The organism is Pseudomonas prosekii (genome assembly GCF_900105155.1).
GTDB classification, from domain to species: Bacteria; Pseudomonadota; Gammaproteobacteria; order Pseudomonadales; family Pseudomonadaceae; genus Aquipseudomonas; species Aquipseudomonas prosekii.
The window spans coordinates 4,118,630-4,135,479 of the sequence record NZ_LT629762.1 but is presented as its reverse complement, the minus strand read 5'-3'; the positions used below and the strand labels follow the sequence as shown (position 1 = coordinate 4,135,479).

At 60.2% G+C, this 16,850-nt stretch carries 17 protein-coding genes; 5 read left to right on the top strand and 12 right to left on the bottom strand.

What is annotated here, in order from left to right:
• The first annotated feature begins 170 nt into the window (after positions 1 to 170).
• The 4 genes from BLU01_RS18900 to BLU01_RS18885 are packed head-to-tail and all read left to right on the top strand — an operon-like array spanning position 171 to position 5,285.
• Positions 171 to 647 (top strand): formate dehydrogenase subunit gamma, encoded by a 477-nt coding sequence (locus BLU01_RS18900; RefSeq protein WP_092278377.1) that lies wholly within the window; start codon positions 171 to 173, stop codon positions 645 to 647.
• Complete coding sequence (locus BLU01_RS18895) at positions 644 to 2,188, top strand: formate dehydrogenase beta subunit (RefSeq protein WP_092278374.1); 1,545 nt, start codon at positions 644 to 646, stop codon at positions 2,186 to 2,188. Before BLU01_RS18900 ends, BLU01_RS18895 begins: the two co-directional genes overlap by 4 nt.
• Positions 2,185 to 5,067, top strand: a complete 2,883-nt coding sequence (fdhF, locus tag BLU01_RS18890) for a formate dehydrogenase subunit alpha (RefSeq protein WP_092278372.1) — start codon at positions 2,185 to 2,187, stop codon at positions 5,065 to 5,067. The genes BLU01_RS18895 and fdhF overlap by 4 nt, the downstream gene beginning before the upstream one ends.
• Positions 5,064 to 5,285 carry a formate dehydrogenase subunit delta gene (locus BLU01_RS18885; RefSeq protein WP_092278369.1) on the top strand — a complete coding sequence of 74 codons (222 nt, stop codon included), beginning with the start codon at positions 5,064 to 5,066 and terminating at the stop codon, positions 5,283 to 5,285. Before fdhF ends, BLU01_RS18885 begins: the two co-directional genes overlap by 4 nt.
• Before the next feature lie 61 nt (positions 5,286 to 5,346).
• Here BLU01_RS18885 and BLU01_RS18880 read toward each other — a convergent pair whose 3' ends face one another.
• Positions 5,347 to 6,096, bottom strand: coding sequence for a tetratricopeptide repeat protein (locus BLU01_RS18880; RefSeq protein ID WP_092278367.1), 750 nt, complete (start codon positions 6,094 to 6,096; stop codon positions 5,347 to 5,349).
• Positions 6,097 to 6,298: 202 nt separating this feature from the next.
• Between BLU01_RS18880 and BLU01_RS18875 the strand changes: the two genes are divergently transcribed.
• Positions 6,299 to 7,570: a VWA domain-containing protein gene (locus tag BLU01_RS18875; RefSeq protein WP_092278365.1), complete on the top strand. Its 1,272-nt coding sequence runs from the start codon at positions 6,299 to 6,301 to the stop codon at positions 7,568 to 7,570.
• Between the two features lie 71 nt (positions 7,571 to 7,641).
• Here the strand turns inward: BLU01_RS18875 and BLU01_RS18870 are convergent, their stop codons facing one another.
• Genes BLU01_RS18870 through BLU01_RS18820 form a run of 11 tightly spaced genes read right to left on the bottom strand, consistent with a single transcriptional unit; the run spans position 7,642 to position 16,850 of the window.
• The gene (locus BLU01_RS18870) at positions 7,642 to 8,220 is read right to left on the bottom strand and encodes a TerD family protein (RefSeq protein ID WP_092278363.1); all 579 of its coding nucleotides are present in this window, start codon (positions 8,218 to 8,220) and stop codon (positions 7,642 to 7,644) included.
• Between the two features lie 30 nt (positions 8,221 to 8,250).
• On the bottom strand, positions 8,251 to 8,826 hold the full coding sequence (locus BLU01_RS18865) for a TerD family protein (protein ID WP_092278361.1): 576 nt from the start codon (positions 8,824 to 8,826) through the stop codon (positions 8,251 to 8,253).
• A gap of 33 nt (positions 8,827 to 8,859) precedes the next feature.
• Positions 8,860 to 9,894 (bottom strand): TerC/Alx family metal homeostasis membrane protein, encoded by a 1,035-nt coding sequence (locus BLU01_RS18860; RefSeq protein WP_092278359.1) that lies wholly within the window; start codon positions 9,892 to 9,894, stop codon positions 8,860 to 8,862.
• Between the two features lie 12 nt (positions 9,895 to 9,906).
• Positions 9,907 to 10,356 carry a tellurite resistance TerB family protein gene (locus BLU01_RS18855; protein ID WP_092278357.1) on the bottom strand — a complete coding sequence of 150 codons (450 nt, stop codon included), beginning with the start codon at positions 10,354 to 10,356 and terminating at the stop codon, positions 9,907 to 9,909.
• Positions 10,357 to 10,403: 47 nt separating this feature from the next.
• Positions 10,404 to 11,588, bottom strand: coding sequence for a TerD family protein (locus BLU01_RS18850; RefSeq protein ID WP_092278355.1), 1,185 nt, complete (start codon positions 11,586 to 11,588; stop codon positions 10,404 to 10,406).
• Complete coding sequence (locus tag BLU01_RS18845) at positions 11,585 to 12,172, bottom strand: TerD family protein (RefSeq protein WP_092278353.1); 588 nt, start codon at positions 12,170 to 12,172, stop codon at positions 11,585 to 11,587. The genes BLU01_RS18850 and BLU01_RS18845 overlap by 4 nt, the downstream gene beginning before the upstream one ends.
• Positions 12,153 to 12,932, bottom strand: a complete 780-nt coding sequence (locus BLU01_RS18840; RefSeq protein WP_092281662.1) for an HAD-IB family hydrolase — start codon at positions 12,930 to 12,932, stop codon at positions 12,153 to 12,155. The genes BLU01_RS18845 and BLU01_RS18840 overlap by 20 nt, the downstream gene beginning before the upstream one ends.
• A complete protein-coding gene (locus BLU01_RS18835; protein ID WP_092278351.1) occupies positions 12,929 to 13,879 on the bottom strand; it encodes an HpcH/HpaI aldolase/citrate lyase family protein in 951 nt (316 codons plus the stop codon). Before BLU01_RS18835 ends, BLU01_RS18840 begins: the two co-directional genes overlap by 4 nt.
• On the bottom strand, positions 13,879 to 14,973 hold the full coding sequence (locus BLU01_RS18830; protein WP_092278349.1) for a cysteine protease StiP family protein: 1,095 nt from the start codon (positions 14,971 to 14,973) through the stop codon (positions 13,879 to 13,881). The genes BLU01_RS18835 and BLU01_RS18830 overlap by 1 nt, the downstream gene beginning before the upstream one ends.
• Positions 14,966 to 15,724, bottom strand: a complete 759-nt coding sequence (locus BLU01_RS18825) for an HAD family hydrolase (protein ID WP_092278347.1) — start codon at positions 15,722 to 15,724, stop codon at positions 14,966 to 14,968. The genes BLU01_RS18830 and BLU01_RS18825 overlap by 8 nt, the downstream gene beginning before the upstream one ends.
• Positions 15,714 to 16,850: a phosphoribosyltransferase domain-containing protein gene (locus BLU01_RS18820; RefSeq protein ID WP_092278345.1), complete on the bottom strand. Its 1,137-nt coding sequence runs from the start codon at positions 16,848 to 16,850 to the stop codon at positions 15,714 to 15,716. The genes BLU01_RS18825 and BLU01_RS18820 overlap by 11 nt, the downstream gene beginning before the upstream one ends.

The window sequence follows — 16,850 nt, the reverse complement described above, 5'->3', positions numbered from 1 at the left end:
CCTGAAGAGGTGCGGCGAAGACCGTACCGGGCCCAACAAGATGCCCGCTCAGGGTGCCTGGCCAACGGCCTGAAAATGCCACGAAACCGTGACGTGGTGTGAATGCCGCAGCCGACACTTTCGGACAACCGACGACCTTCTGGTATGTCCGTGACCGTGAGGAATGCTGTATGCCTGATGAGATGTTGAACCTGCCGATGGTCAACAACCTGCTGGAGCGCCACAAAGGCTCCCCCGGCGCGCTATTGCCGATCCTTCATGAGATTCAACAAGGCATCGGCTACATCCCCGATGCCGCGATCCCCGAAATTGCCCACGCGCTGAACCAGAGTCAGGCCGAGATCAGTGGCGTGATCAGCTTTTACCATGACTTTCGCACCGCGCCGCCAGCCCGGCACATTCTGCGTTTGTGCCGCGCCGAATCGTGCAAAAGTCGCGGCGCCGAGCAACTTGCCGCGCAGTTGCGCGAACGACTGCAACTCGATGATCACGGCAGCAGCGCCGACGGCAGCATCAGTTTGCGTCCGGTCTATTGCCTCGGCGCGTGTGCCTGTTCGCCGGCGCTGGAGCTCGACGGTCAGGTGCACGCGCGGCTGAATGCCGAGCGCCTCGATGCGCTGCTCGACACCTGCCGGGAGGACGTATGAACCTCTACTTGCCGAGTGATTCGCTGGCCCGCGCGGTGGGCGCCGATGCCGTGGCGTCGGCGCTGGCCAATCAGCCTGGGGATAACCATCTGCAACGCACCAGCTCCCGTGGACTGTATTGGCTGGAGCCATTGCTCGAAGTGAACACGGCGCAAGGCCGGATGGGTTTTGGTCCGCTGAGCGCTGCCGACGTGCCTTCCGTGCTCGCTGCGCTGAACGGTAACCCCGCCGCGCATCCACTGGCGCTGGGCCTGGTCGAAGAGCTGCCTTATCTGAAGTCGCAACAACGCCTGTTGTTCGCCCGCGCCGGAATCACCCGGCCGCTGTCGCTGGATGATTACCGCGAGCACGGTGGTTTCGAAGGTTTGAAAAGAGCCGTCACCATTGGTGGCGAACTCACCGCGACCGAGGTTTTCGACTCAGGCCTGCGTGGCCGTGGCGGCGCGGCATTCCCCGCCGGGATCAAATGGCGCACGGTGCGCGCGACCGAATCGGCGCAGAAATACATTGTGTGCAACGCCGACGAAGGCGACTCCGGCACCTTCGCCGACCGCATGTTGATGGAGGGCGATCCCTTCCTGCTGATCGAAGGCATGGCGATTGCCGGCATCACCGTCGGCGCCACCTACGGCTACATTTATGTGCGCTCGGAATATCCCCAAGCCGTCGCGACGTTGCGCGAAGCGCTGGAGATCGCCCGGGCCAACGGTTACCTAGGCGCCAATGTCGGAGGCAGCGGTCAGGCGTTTGATATGGAAGTGCGCGTCGGCGCCGGCGCTTACATCTGCGGTGAAGAAACCGCGCTGCTCGACTCACTTGAAGGCAAACGCGGCGTGGTCCGCGCCAAGCCACCGATCCCGGCGTTGAAGGGTTTGTTCGGTTTGCCGACGCTGGTGCACAACGTGCTGACCCTGGCCTCGGTGCCGTTGATTCTGGCCAAAGGCGCGCAGTTTTATCGCGATTACGGCATGGGCCGTTCGCTGGGGACGATGCCTTTTCAACTGGCCGGCAACATCCGCCACGGCGGTCTGGTGGAACGGGCGTTTGGCCTGACCTTGCGCGAATTGGTCGACGATTACGGCGGCGGCACCGCCAGTGGCCGACCGCTGAAAGCCGCGCAAGTCGGCGGGCCGCTCGGCGCGTGGGTGCCGCCGGCGCAATTCGACACGCCGCTGGACTACGAAGCGTTCGCCGGCATCGGCGCGATGCTCGGCCACGGTGGCGTGGTGGTCGCGGACGACACGCTGGACATGGCGCACATGGCGCGCTTCGCCCTGCAGTTCTGCGCCGAGGAATCATGTGGCAAATGCACGCCGTGCCGCATCGGTTCGACCCGTGGCGTCGAGGTCATCGACCGCTTGCTCGCCGCGCCGGACCAGAGCGCTCGCGATACGCAGGCGCTGATCCTCAAGGACCTGTGCGACACCATGCAATACGGTTCGTTGTGTGCGTTGGGCGGCATGGCCCCGTTCCCGGTGGTCAGCGCCCTCAAGTACTTCCCCGCCGACTTCGGTCTGCAGCCCTCGGAGGCCGACCAATGATCACCCTCTTCGACCCGAAAACCGACATTGACCTTGGAACGCCTGCGCGCGATAGCCAGGTGCAAGTCACGCTGAACATCGATGGGCGCAGCATCAGCGTGCCCGAAGGCACTTCGGTGATGCGCGCCGCCGCGCTGCTCGGCACGACCATTCCAAAACTCTGCGCCACCGACAGCCTCGAAGCCTTCGGCTCGTGCCGCATGTGCCTGGTGGAAATCGACGGCATGCGCGGTTATCCGGCGTCGTGCACCACGCCGGTCAGCGAAGGCATGAGCGTGCACACGCAGACGCCAAAACTGGCGACGCTGCGGCGCAACGTCATGGAGTTGTACATCTCCGATCACCCGCTGGACTGCCTGACGTGCTCGGCCAATGGCAACTGCGAGTTACAAACCGTCGCCGGGCAAGTCGGCCTGCGCGAAGTGCGTTACGGCTACGAGGGCGACAACCATCTGGCCGACGTCAAGGACACGTCCAACCCGTATTTCGACTACGACCCGAGCAAGTGCATCGTGTGCAACCGCTGCGTGCGCGCCTGCGAGGAAACCCAAGGCACGTTCGCCCTGACCATCACCGGGCGCGGTTTTGAATCGCGGATCGCGGCGGCCGGTGGCGACAACTTCCTCGACTCCGAATGCGTGTCCTGCGGCGCTTGCGTGCAGGCCTGCCCGACCGCGACGCTGATGGAAAAAAGCGTGGTCGAACTCGGCCAACCCGAACACAGCGTGATCACCACGTGCGCCTATTGCGGCGTCGGCTGCTCGTTCCGCGCCGAGATGAAGGGCGACCAACTGGTGCGCATGGTTCCGGATAAAAACGGTCAGGCCAACCACGGCCATTCCTGCGTCAAGGGCCGGTTCGCCTGGGGTTACGCGACGCACCCGGACCGCATCACCAAACCGATGATCCGCCAGCACATCAGCGACCCGTGGCAGGAAGTCAGCTGGGACGAAGCGGTGACCTACGCCGCCAGCGAATTCCGCCGATTGCAGCAAACCTACGGCCGCGACTCGATTGGCGGCATCACGTCCAGCCGTTGCACCAACGAAGAAACCTATCTGGTGCAAAAACTGGTGCGCGCCGCGTTCGGCAATAACAACGTCGACACCTGCGCGCGGGTTTGCCACTCGCCGACCGGTTATGGCTTGAAACAAACCTTGGGCGAGTCCGCCGGCACGCAGAGTTTCGATTCGGTGATGAAGGCCGACGTGATCCTGGTGATGGGCGCCAACCCGAGCGACGCGCACCCGGTGTTCGCTTCGCAACTCAAACGCCGTTTGCGTGAAGGCGCGCGGCTGATTGTTATCGACCCAAGGCGCATTGATCTGGTGGATTCGGTGCACGCGCGCGCCGAGCTGCATCTGGCCCTGCGCCCCGGCACCAACGTCGCCATGCTCAATGCCTTGGCGCACGTCATCGTCACCGAGGGTTTACTCGATCAGGCGTTTATCGACGCCCGTTGCGAGGGCAGCGATTTCGCCCGTTGGCGCGAACAGGTCAGCCGCGCCGATAATTCGCCGGAAGTGCTCGGCGAGATCTGCGGCGTCGCCCCGGCCGACATCCGCGCAGCCGCCCGCCTGTACGCGAGCGCCGGTAATGCAGCGATCTATTACGGCTTGGGTGTGACTGAACACAGCCAAGGCAGTACGGCGGTGATGGGCATCGCCAACCTCGCGATGGCCACCGGCAACATTGGTCGCGAAGGTGTCGGCGTCAATCCGTTGCGTGGGCAAAACAACGTTCAGGGCTCGTGCGACATGGGCTCGTTCCCGCACGAGTTGCCCGGCTACCGGCACATTTCCAATGAGGTGGTGCGCACGCAATTCGAACAAGCGTGGAACGTAACGCTGCAACCCGATCCGGGTCTGCGCATTCCGAACATGTTCGAAGCGGCGTTGGGCGGCAGTTTCAAGGGTTTGTATTGCCAGGGCGAAGACATTGCCCAGAGCGACCCGAATACCCAACACGTGACGGCGGCGCTGTCGGCCATGGAATGCGTGGTGGTGCAGGATATTTTCCTCAACGAAACCGCGAAGTTCGCCCATGTGTTTCTGCCGGGCAGCTCGTTTCTGGAAAAGGACGGCACGTTCACCAACGCCGAACGACGCATTTCGCGCGTGCGCAAGGTCATGGAACCGCTGGGCGGCAAGGCTGACTGGGAAGGCACGGTGGCGCTGGCCAACGCGCTGGGTTACCCGATGAACTACCAGCATCCGTCGCAAATCATGGATGAAATCGCCAGCCTGACGCCGACCTTCACCAACGTCAGCTACGCCGAACTCGACCGCCACGGCAGCCTGCAATGGCCGTGCAACGCGGCGGCGCCGGACGGCACGCCGACCATGCACATCGAGCAGTTCGTGCGTGGCAAGGGACGCTTCATGCTCACCGGTTATGTGCCGACCGAGGAGAAGGTCAACAACCGTTATCCGCTGCTGCTGACCACCGGACGGATCCTCAGTCAGTACAACGTCGGCGCGCAAACCCGGCGCACCGAGAACGTCGCATGGCACGACGAGGACCGCCTGGAAATCCACCCGACCGACGCCGAGAGCCGTGGCATCAACGAAGGCGATTGGGTCGGCATCGGCAGCCGCGCCGGGCAAACGGTGTTGCGCGCGCGGGTCACCGAACGGGTGGCGCCGGGCGTGGTGTACACGACATTCCACTTCCCGGAATCGGGGGCCAACGTGATCACCACCGACAACTCGGATTGGGCGACCAACTGCCCGGAATACAAGGTCACGGCCGTGGAAGTGAGCCGCGTCTACCACCCTTCCGAGTGGCAAAAACGCTATCAGGCGTTCAGCGACAACCAGCAACGCCTGCTCGACGAACGGCGCCAGGCCCGTGGCGCGAAAGCGGAGGTGCGCCGATGAGCACGGAGAATTTGATCAAGATGGTCAACCAGATCGCCCAGTATTTTGCCGGCCAGCCGGATCACGCCGAAGCCGTGCTCGGCGTACGCAATCACCTGCAGATGTTCTGGACGCCCGGCATGCGCAAGGAGTTGCTGGCCTGGCAAACCGAACATCACGGCGAAAATCTGCACCCACTGGCGCAGGAAGCGGTCAGCGGGGCGGGCTGGGAGGCTTAGCTTTTTGCGTGGAATCAGCCCCGAATGTTTCGGGGCTTTTTTATAGCTGCAGCTTTTCTGACTACAGCTCGACCCGGTGATAAACGCCGTCGGCGCCGACGTTGTGGCCAAAACCGCACCACTCGCCGGCCGTGCGTTTGACCGTGAGCTGCTCTTTCTGGATATCGAAATCGTAAGCGCAGTCACCATCGTCGTCAGCGCTCATGGCGTAATGCGCCTTGCCGTTATTGATCTCGACCAGTGCCGAAAACTCGCCAATGTTAGGCCCGGAATACATGGCCATCAGGCCGGCGTAATAACCCTGGAAGTCGATTTTGTAACGCTTGCCTTGTGGCTCGATGGTCATGCTGTTCCACAACGAAGCGCCTGCGTATTGCCAATACTGGCCTTCGGTTTTCGTCGGCAACTTGGCCAGCGCCTTGTTCACCTCGGCGCTGATTTTGCCGAGGTTGAAGATCGACTTTTTATCGTCGGGCAAGATGCTCAGCCATGCCCGCGCCTTGAGGTAGTTGCCCTCGTGGATGTAGGTCAGTGCGACGTTGTTATAGGCCATCGCAATTTTGTCTTCGTCGAGCTGACAACTCTCGGACCAGCCGACCTGCTGCTCGTACTGCGCCCGCGCCTTGGCGTATTGCTTGAGTTTGTAGAACTTGCCGCCCTCGGCGGAATACTCGCTGATCTTCTGGCAATTGTCGGCCACCTCTTCCTCGGTCACTTCTGCGTGAGCAACTAATGGCGTGAGCAGAAGCAGGAAGATCGCTTCGATTGTTATCAAGCGACGCAATGAAGGATAGAAGCGCTGAATGTTCATATAACTGTTCCCTGTTTGAACGGCGATTGGCCAAGCGGTGCGCAGATTAGCGTGGCCGCGCGGGCGAAACAATCAGCGCCGCTGATCCATTTGGTCCGGGCAAATGACGGGTTGCTCGCGCATAATCGGCTGCACTTTTATTCAATCGATGCCACTTCCAATCACCGCCGCTTGCACGGCGCAGCCATTACAGGGACGGAACATGCAAATCAGCCAAGGACAACGCCTGCCTTTGTCCAGCCTCATGTCAGGCTCGCAACTTATCCTCTCGATCAACGTTCAGTCGCCGCATGTACTCGACTTTGTGTGCTTCGGCATCGATGCCCAGGGCAAGCTGTCGGATGATCGTTACATGGTGTTTTTCAACCAACCGACGACGCCGTGCAACAGTGTGAGCATGGCCAATGGCGGCGATTTCACGCTGGACTTGGCGAAGTTGCCGGCAAGTATTGATCGGCTGGTTTTCACTACTTCAATTGATGGCGCTGGCGCGATGCGCGACATTCAGGCCAGCAGTTTCAGCATCAAGAGCCTGTCGGGCGAAGTGTTGGCGCAATGTCCGTTCTCGGGCGCGACCTTCGCCGACGAGAAAGCCATCATGGTCGTCGAGTTGTACCGCAAGTCGGGCGAATGGCGCTTGGCGTCCAATCTGCAAGGCTTCAACGCAGGCCTTGAAGCGCTGGTGAAACACTTCGGTGGTGATGTAGCGGACGAACCGGCCGCGCCAACGCCAACGCCAACGCCGGCACCCGCTGCGGTTACCAGCAGCGTTTCGCTTGAGAAGAAGATTGGCAGCGCCGCGCCGCACTTGATCAGCCTGGCGAAGAAAGCGCAGATCAGCCTCGAAAAAGCCAAGCTCACTGACGTTAAAGCACGGGTTGGCCTGGTGCTCGATGCGTCTGGCTCGATGAATCATCAATACACTTCCGGTCGCGTTCAGGAAGTGGTCAATCGCCTATTGCCGCTGGCGCTGCACTTCGACGATGACGGCACCCTCGATTGCTGGGCCTTCGGCGCCGAAACATTGCAGCTGTCCGCCGTGACCCTGGCCAACCACAAAGACTTCATCAACACCGATAGCCAAGGTTGGAAGGACTGGAAAATTGGCGCGCGTTACAACGAAGAACCGAAGGCGATCAAGAAGGTGATCGACTTCTATAAAAAGTCCCGCGACACCACGCCGGTGTACATCCTGTTCATCAGTGATGGCGGCGTGTCCGCGAGTGGCGCGATCAAAAAACTGATGATCGAAGCCGCCAAGCTGCCGATCTTCTGGCAATTCGTCGGCATCGGCGGACACAACTACGGGATCCTGGAAAAACTCGACACCATGACCGGCCGGGTTGTGGATAACTGCGGGTTCTTCGCCCTCGATGACTTGCACGACATCAGCGAAGAGCAGCTGTACGACAAGCTGATGGAAGAATTCCCGCAGTGGCTGAAGGATGCGAAGGCCAAAGGGATCATTCTCTGACGCCGCGCCCTTCAGCGCCGAGGCAAAAAAAAGCCCCGCTCGAAAGCGGGGCTTTTTTGCACCCGTGAGGGTTAGCCGATGCTCACACCGTGGGCTTCAGCCAGAGGCTTCAGGCCGCCAGCGAAACCTTGGCCGATTGCCTTGAACTTGAACTCTTCACCGCTGCGATACAGCTCGCCAAAGATCATCGCAGTTTCGGTCGAAGCGTCTTCGCTCAGGTCGAAACGTGCCAGTTCTTTGCCGTCAGCCTTGTTCATAACGCGGATGTAGCCGTTGGAAACCTGGCCGAAGTTCTGCTTGCGTGCATCGGAGTCGTGGATGGTGACAGCGAACACCAACTTCTTCACCAGCGGTGCCAGGGAAGTCAGTTTAACGGTCACTTGTTCGTCGTCGCCTTCGCCGGCACCGGAGCGGTTGTCGCCCATGTGTTCAACGGAGCCGTCAGCGGACTTTTTGTTGTTGTAGAAAATGAAGCTGTTGTCGTCGAGCACTTTGCCGTTTTCGCCAACGATGAAAATCGATGCGTCGAGGTCGAACTCGGTGCCGTCAGTTACACGTGGATCCCAACCCAGACCGACGATGACTTCGGCCAGGCCTGGCGCTTCTTTGGACAGGGAGACGTTGCCGCCTTTGGAAAGACTTACAGCCATTTTCAGATTCCTTATTCAGTAAACCGTGGGTTAGAAGTTCATACCGTAGGAGTTGGCGAGGGCTTTCAAGCCACCCGCATAGCCCGAACCAACAGCGCGGAATTTCCACTCGCCATTGTTGCGATACAGCTCGGCGAAGATCATTGCAGTTTCGGTTGAAGCGTCTTCTGCCAGGTCGTAACGCACAATTTCGGCGTTGGTGACTTCATTGACAACACGAATGAAGGAACCGCCAACCTGGCCGAAATTTTGTTTGCGTGCATCAGCGTCGTGGATGGTAACGGTGAACACGACTTTGTCGATGTCGGCCGGAACGCGGCTCAGATCGATTTTCAGCACTTCGTCATCGCCATCGCCAGCACCGGTGCGGTTGTCACCGGTGTGCTCGATGGAGCCGTCAGCGCTTTTAAGCTGGTTGTAGAAGATGAAGTCGGCGTCGCTACGCACTTTGCCGTTGGCACCCAGCAGGAACGCGCTTGCGTCCAGGTCAAACTCCGTGCCGTCGGTTGCGCGAGGGTCCCAACCCAGGCCGACCAGAATCTTGGTCAGCGTAGGATCGGTCTTCGATAGGGACAGGTTGCCGCCTTTTTGAAGAGTCAGTGCCATGAGTACAACTCCTTTTGGTTAATGCGTTTTCAATTACTGGTTATCGGCCTGCGTTACTTCCTTTTCCGGGAAGATCACGCTAGCGAGAATGCCGATGGCCAGTACCACAACAACGATGATCAGACTGGTGTTCGGATCGATGTTGTAGCCGTGGTGGAAGATGTGGTCGGTTGCGTTCAAGCCGAGTTTTACGGCGATGAAGAACAGCAGCGCGATAACAGCCTTTTCCAAGTGCACAAGGTAACGTTTCAGCGCTTCGAGCACAAAGTACATGGTCCGCAGGCCAAGAATCGCGAAGAGCATGGCCGAGAACACGATCAACGGCTCGCGGCTGACGGCGATAACGGCCGGCACGGAGTCGAAGGCGAACAGCACGTCGGACACTTCCATGACCACCAGGCACAGGAACAATGGCGTCGCGAACAGACCACCCTTGGCCGCCAGGGACATGCCTTGGTTTTCCGGTTTACTCAGTTCGCCTTCCAGCGTCTTGCGGCGCACGAAGAACGAATGGCCGTGCAGTTTCGGCCACACCGGGAACAGCTTCTTGGCGAAGCGGTAAGCCATGTGCGTCGAGTAATCCTCTTCCTCCTCGTCGTCACCGCCACCTTTGAGCATCATGACGGCTGTCCACGCCACGATCAGGGCGAAGACCACTTCGACCCACGGGCCGAGCGCCAGCAAACCGGTACCGATAGCCACGAAGATCAGGCGGAATACGATTGCGCCGATGATGCCCCAGTACAGTACGCGGTGGCGCAGGCCGTTGGGGATCTTGAACCAGGCGAAAATCGCCATGAACACGAACAGGTTGTCCACGCTCAAGACTTTTTCCAGCGCATAACCGGTGATGAACAGGGTGGCGACGTCCGGACCGTGTTCGTAGTACAGGAAGCCTGCAAAACCGAACGAGATCAGAATCCAGAAAATCGACCACGCCGACGCTTTGGCGAGGCTGATCGGCTGGTCACCGCGGTGGGTGAACATGTCGAGGATCATCGCGCCGAGTGCCAGCGCTACGAATACAGCGATGGTCAGCGGGGGGAAACCCAGGTGAGTAACTTCCACAGTGTGCGTTCCTTAGAGTTCAAAGTCTGCCGGGGGTAAACCCAGCTCAAGGCAAATCAGGCGGCAGACGGCCTTTTCCTTGTCATCGAAATTGCCATCCGAGGCGCCAATGGCGCAGGCAACACGAACGAGCAGGCGACCAGCGCCATCCTTGCCCTTTATTTTGCTGATAACTTTCAGAGCTTCGGCCTGGCCGATCTGGAAGTCGAATTCGAACTTGCCGCAAGCGTCATTGAAAACCTTGATGACGTCGGTCAGGTTGAACACTTTCAGTTCTGGCGAGTTGTTGATGAACCCGGTCATCTTCATCTTTTCAGCCGAGCTGACTTCACCATCCGCTGCCGCAACCATCGCGCAGCTGTTGGCTACCGCTTCCATGAACTCCTTGTTCTTGAACTTGCCCACTTCGGTGGACAGTTTCTCGCGGGCCAGCGCCGCGTTTGTTTTCAACCATGACAACATGTCGTTCACCTCTAGGGCGGACCGGATCGGCCCGCCGTTTCAAATAATTACTTGGAACCCGCCGCCCAGCGCATGCCCCAACCGTAAGCCTTGTCCATGACCGAATGACCTTTGTGGAAATCGACCCGACGACTTACTTTTACCCCGCCCGCCTCGTTTTCCAACAGCGCGATGGCACACATGCCGAGGCGCCCGCCTTCTTCGTTCAAGCGAACTTCGATCGGCGGCTGGTCCGGAACATATATTGTTACCACGCCATCCGTCTCGCGCCAGTTCGGGGCACCTTCATAAATGAAGGCAAACACCAGCACTCGGCGGACTTCACTCCAGTGACGGCCGTTGATGTGCAGCCATTCGCCATCGCTGACCGCGCCGGTGCGGTCGTCGCCCTTCAACTGAATGAAAGGCGCGTAATCCAGCTCGCCGAAGCAGTTGCCCAACGCCTGGACCACACCTTTGGTGCCGTCCTGCAACTCGTAAAGGCAACCGACGTCGAGGTCAATCGAAGTGTTGCGCGAGAAGAACCCGCCGCCCTTGCCTTTGTTCCAGTTGAGGTTGACCTTGATCTCGCCGAAGCCTGCAGCGGTTTTCTCCAGGCTGATCGAAGAGCGGGTCTTGTCGAGGGTGATTTTGCTCAGGCTGACCGACGACTTCACGGGTGCCGGTGCGGCAGGTGCCGCCACTGGCGCAGGAGCAGGCGCCGCGACCGGGGCCGGAGCAGGAGCTGGCGCGGCGACTTCGACGCCGAAGTGCTTGGCCAATGGCTCGAGGCCACCGGCAAAACCCTGCGCGACGCAGCGGAATTTCCACTCACCCTGGCGACGGTAGAACTCGCCAAGAATCAGCGCGGTTTCTTTCATGCCGCTGGTAGGAATTTGCGCGTCGATACCGCCAGTGACGCTCAGCGCCAACTGCGATACACGGTCAAAACTGGCTTTGTTTTCGTAGATGGTCGCGGTCAGCGCAACTTTGTCGACCACCGCGTCCAGACGCGACAGATCCAGCGTGAACACTGCGCGACCGGCAGACGACTCGGTCATCTGCACGGTTCCGCCCAGCACGTTGGTCTGGCCGTAGAAGCACATATCGGTGTCGCCACGGACTTTGCCCGCAGCGTTGAGGACGAAGGCAGATACGTCGATATCAGCACCCGGGATCGCCGAGTAATTGATCTCGACCCGTACCTGGCCGGTGGCTACCGGCGCGTTGCCGCCAGGAACCAGAGTCGTCATGCACGCACCGCCTGAACGGCCAGATTGACCAGATCGTCAGCGGTACGGCCGTTGGTCACCTGGCCAATGGCTTTGAAGTCCCAGCCGCCGTTGCCACGCACCAGGCTGGCCATGACCACGCCAGTGTGGCGACCTTTTTCGGAGAGGTTGAAGCGCGCCAGTTCAGTCTTGTTGCTCGCGTTCAGAATGCGGCAGTAAGCGTTGGCGATCTTCTCGAAGTTCTGGCCAGTGAAGCTGTTGACGGTGAACACCAGCGAGGTGACGGTGGCCGGCAGGCGCTGCAGGTCAACGGTGATGGTTTCATCGTCGCCATCGCCTTCGCCGGTACGGTTGTCGCCGGAGTGCTGGATCGAGCCATCACGGGAGGTCAGTTGACGGAACCACACCAGGTCCACTGGTTTGAGGTCGGCATCAAACAGAATGCACGAAGCATCGAGGTCGACTTCACCACTGTTACCCATCAAACGGCCCATGAACCCGGCTTTCTCCGGGTCCCAGCCGAGGCCAAGCGTGATCGCCGTGAGGCCACCGCCAGCGGTTTTTTCCAGGGAGATTGATTGGTTTTTAGTCAGAGTTAGGGCCATCGGTACGCTCCTTGTTGGTCGTCAATTGCTGGGGTTTTTCGTTGCTGTCCGCCACCGCGCGAGGGGTCAACGGCGCATTGCCGGTGGTTCTCGTCACAGCCTTGGTTAACCGAAAGCGTCCACGACGCCATGCGGGATGGAAATGTCGGTAATGCGCGTCTTGCGCGGCGGCCAGGAGTTCGTGGTCACCACGAGTGTCGCCCCAGGCGCGCAAACGGTATTGCGTGAGATCGCCGTAAACCGCTTCGAGACGCAGCACTTTGGCTTCGCAGCGGCAGTTGTCGCCGGAAATGCGCCCGGTCAGGCGTCCATCGACGACTTCCAGTTCAGTGGCAATCAGTTTGATATTGAGGCGATCGGCAAACGGTTTGAGCACCAGTGCCGGCGAGGCCGAACACAGGGTGACCTCGCTGCCGGCCTGCCTTTCTTCGGCCACGGAGGTCAAACCGGCTGGACGCATCAGGCGCGTCCAGTGCTGGCCGCAGAATTCGGCAGCCTTGTGCCGCACCCATTCTTCCTTGGTGTCGGTCAGGAACGCGGCGATCAGCCGGGCCTTGAGTTCATCGCGCGACAAACGCCGCGTCAGGTAACGCACGCCGGGCCCCGCGAGGCGCGGCAAGCGCTTGGCAAATTCGACTTTGCCAAAGGCAAATTTCAAAAATGGAACAAAGCTGTCATGCCGAGTCAATGTGCCATCGAAGTCGAAGACTGACAGTACCTTGGCCCCGGCAGGGCCCATTTCTAGCATTTCCTGGGTCATCGGCCCGCCTCCGCCAGACGAATGGATTGATCGGTTTGGCTCGGCTCCGCTTGCTTGACGCCGTGCCATTTGGCCCGTTCAAGGATATTGGTCGCCCATTTGTAGTGAGTTGCTGGTTCGCACATCGTGTCATTGTGATTGAAGACCGCGGGCGCGACTTCATTCAGCATTAATTTGGCACAATTTAGATCTTCGAGGCTCACGCGCAAGCTGTCCTGAATCGTGCTGATCTGGCTCGGATGAATCGCCGTTTTGCCGACCAGACCATGGGCAATATCGAGGTCCAATTCTTCCATCAGCAGGTGCGGCGTCGCCAGGCGTTCAAACACTGGCGCGGTCAGCGAAAAGCCTTGCGAGCCCATGACTCCGGCCAGCATCTGGATCACGTAACCCATCGGCGTGCTGTAAAGCGTGGTCGCCGGATTGCGGCGCAGGCCCAGACAACCGAGCAAGTCATTGCCGCCGATGCGCAGCGCAATAATGCGCGAATCAAGGTTCTGCTTGAGTGCCGCGCCCAGCTCGACCATCGCCACCGGGTTAAACACCTCGCGGGTTTCCAGGGTCGGCATCAGGAAAATATCGGGATTGGTCACCGCCAGTTCCCACGAACGCAGGTTGGACATGCTCAGCTTCGGCAGGACAAAACCGTCGACATGCACCATTAACGGCCAGTCGTTGAGCACCGCAGCCATCTGCGAGTCGCGCGGGCGCACGAACAACATCGGGCCGTCTTCGGAGCGGCCGCCCTGCTGATCGATGGACAGCAGCAACTTATGCAGGTTGCTCAGCGCGGTCTCGACGTCGATTTCGGCGACTGCGTCTTCCAGGCACACGACCATCGAGCGCAGTTCCGGGAGTTTTTTGTGCAGGACCACGTCGAGGATATCCTCGCGGGTTGCCGGCATGTAGAGCGTGGCGCCGAGTGCGTAGGGCGATAGTGTTTTCATCAGCTCAAACTCCGGATGACGGTCACTGCACGGTAGGGCCCCAATGCCGCGCCCATCTCTTCAACGGTGACGTTGGCCCGTTCGGTCAGGTGCATCAGCAACTGAACGTCCGGGTCGCTGCGATCGCGCACCAAAACATGATCCGGCACCCGGCGCAGCACCGCCCGTGTAGCTTCGGCAATGCCCGGCTTCACTCGGTTCAAATTGCTGATACCCCACTGGGCGGCAATCGCATCGATGACGCTCAGCGCCGAGGCTTGCAGCTCACTGCGCTGCGCTTCGGTCCACGGGGCAGCAGCCACGACCGGTGCTTGTGCCTGACGCACGGCTTCAATCTGCTCGATGAAATCGCGCGTGACGTCGTGTTCGTGCAAGTGATCGTAGACCACGCAACCATGCAGGCCACCGTTGGTCGGCCAGATCGAGCGTGAAACCAGCCCGGACACGGTCGCGCCGAGAATCCCCGACGGAATCACCCAATCTTCTGCGGAGGCCGCTAGCCAGGCGCGCCCACACGGGTCGGCGAGCACCACAAGGCGTGGCTGCTCGGGGAAACGCTCGTCGCCCTTGAGGCTGCGCTGGATTTCGCCGGAGATGGCGCCCTTGCCGGTCCAGCCATCGACGAAAACGATGTTTTCCGCGCCGTGAGCCTGAATCACCGCTTCGAGGGCAACCATGTCGATGCCGCGATCACGCACGATGCTGATGCCGTAATGGTGCGCGTCGCGCCCCAGATCCAGCAGCGCCCGGCGCAGCAACACGCCCAGCGGCAACCCGGCCCGCACGAACGACACCAGCGCGATCGACGGCCCGCTATAAGCCTGATCCAGCGCCAGCGCCAATGCCTGAACGTCACGCGCCATGCGTGCCGCGTTCTGCGACATCGCGCGCTGATACAGGCCTTTGTGAACCTCGGTCGGCGCCGATTCCAGGCTGATCATTTCCGAATAATGCTTCTGCTGCGTCTGGATCAGGCGCTCTTTCTCTTCAACGTCCGTCACTTCGATTTCGACGGGTTGCAGCAGAAAGTGCACGTCGTCCGGCGCGTAACTGCCACTGCCTACGGTGGTCAGATGGGCAAAGGCATTAACCATTAATCATTGTCTCCACGACTTTGGCCAACTGGCTATTGGCCGGTGTCGCCCAGAAATTGCATTCGCTCATGAAACCGAGGTCGGTGACGCTGTCGCCAAAGCCCAGCACCGGGCGCTCGCCGTTGCTGATGCGATCACGGCGCAGCAGCTCCTGGACCGCCAGACGCTTGGACAAACCATTCGGCAGGAACGCGAGATTGTTGCCGTTGCCGTGGATATGCATGTCATCCAGCAAGCCACGGGACTGCACTTCGGCGAGGACTTTGTGCAACACGCTGTCATCGGATTCGTTGTGTTTGGTTACCACATAATTCAACAGGCCCTGCTCTTCCACGACCCAGCCGCGCAGGGAAAAACCCATCTCTTCGCCAATCGCCAGTGTCGCTGCGCTCAACGCCGGAAGACGTGTTTGATACGCGGCCAAGGCCTCGCTCATCTGTCCGTGCCAATCACGATCCAGCGAGCCATCGGCTTGCAAAATCACGCCGCCGTGGGAGCAAACGGCGCCCGCGGTGAACGGTAATTGCACACGGCTGTAGGCTTCGACGCTGCGCGCGGTAACCGGCACAACATCCGCCGAGACCAGCAGCCATTCGACAAAACTCTTCTGCACCGCGCTCATGTAGCCATTCGGCTGACCGTCGACGTCCAGCGTCGCGGTGTGGCGTTCGGCGCCTTGCGGCATCTTGCGCGCGGTCTGGAACAAGGTGTCATCGAGATCGATGAGTATCAGGGGACGCTTATTGCTCATCGACAATCACCTCTGCGTTCAGCGCATCTATCAGCGATTGTGGAACCGCTTGCGCCGGCGTTTCGGTGCAGATCAACACTCGGTCGAACTGCCCTGGACGCACGTTATAAAGAAAATTCGGAATACCGAGGCCGTAGTTGTCGGAGAACGACAACGCGTGTCCGATCTCATGGCCCAAAGCAATCGGCGAACGGCTGGTGGAACTGAAATGCACGTCAGCCCCCGCTCGTTCAAGCCGTTCGGCCAGCAGAAACGGGCGCCAGACAAACTCGCTGGTGCCGATGACCATCACCCGCTCGCCGGGTTTGACCTGCATATCCGGGGCCAAGGTGTCTTCGACGTGCCGCACACCCAGACGTCCCCAGTCCTTACGCGGATCCAGCGGCCATTCGCCCACCGCCACTGCGCCGACATCCGGCATTTCCGGCAGCGGTGCATCCACGTCCTCGGAGAACCGATAAGCGCCCTGCAGCATCGATACCTGAGTTGCCGTTTCGCCGAGCAGATTGCGCACAGCGCCACGGGACCAGTCGGTGAGCACGCAGGTGACGACCCGCTCAATCTTGCTCAAACCGGCATCGATCAGCGCGCGGTGCAAATTGATGAACGTCTTGCCGGTCGAGGCTTCATCGTCAACCAGCACCAGCGAGCGCGCGGTCAGCATCATTTCCCGGATTGCCAGGTCAGTCGGCTGATGAATCAAGTGCGCACTGGCGTGACTGTGCTCTTCTTCGAAACGGGTAAACAACTCGGTTCCGACCGGATGCCGGGTGCTGACCATATAAATGGTATCGGGACGTGTCTTGGCGTAGGCGCGATGCACGCCGGCACCGAGGCCAACGGCGGTTTCGGCCATGCCGATCACCAGCACCGGGCCAGGCAAGTCTGCGGGGATCTTCGCCGCAAGGCTTTCATAGCTGGCCTGCATGACCGATGGGCGCACGGGAATGTGCCGGCCCAGCACGCGCGAGACGAACAGGAACGCACGCTTGGGGTTGCGGCGTTCGGCGAACCCGAACAACGAATGGGGTTCGATCACCGATTCATCGACGTCGACTTCCATCAACCCGCGTTTGAGCTGGGCGCTGAGTCGGGTGGTCGAGGTTTTTTCTACTGCGGATTCCAT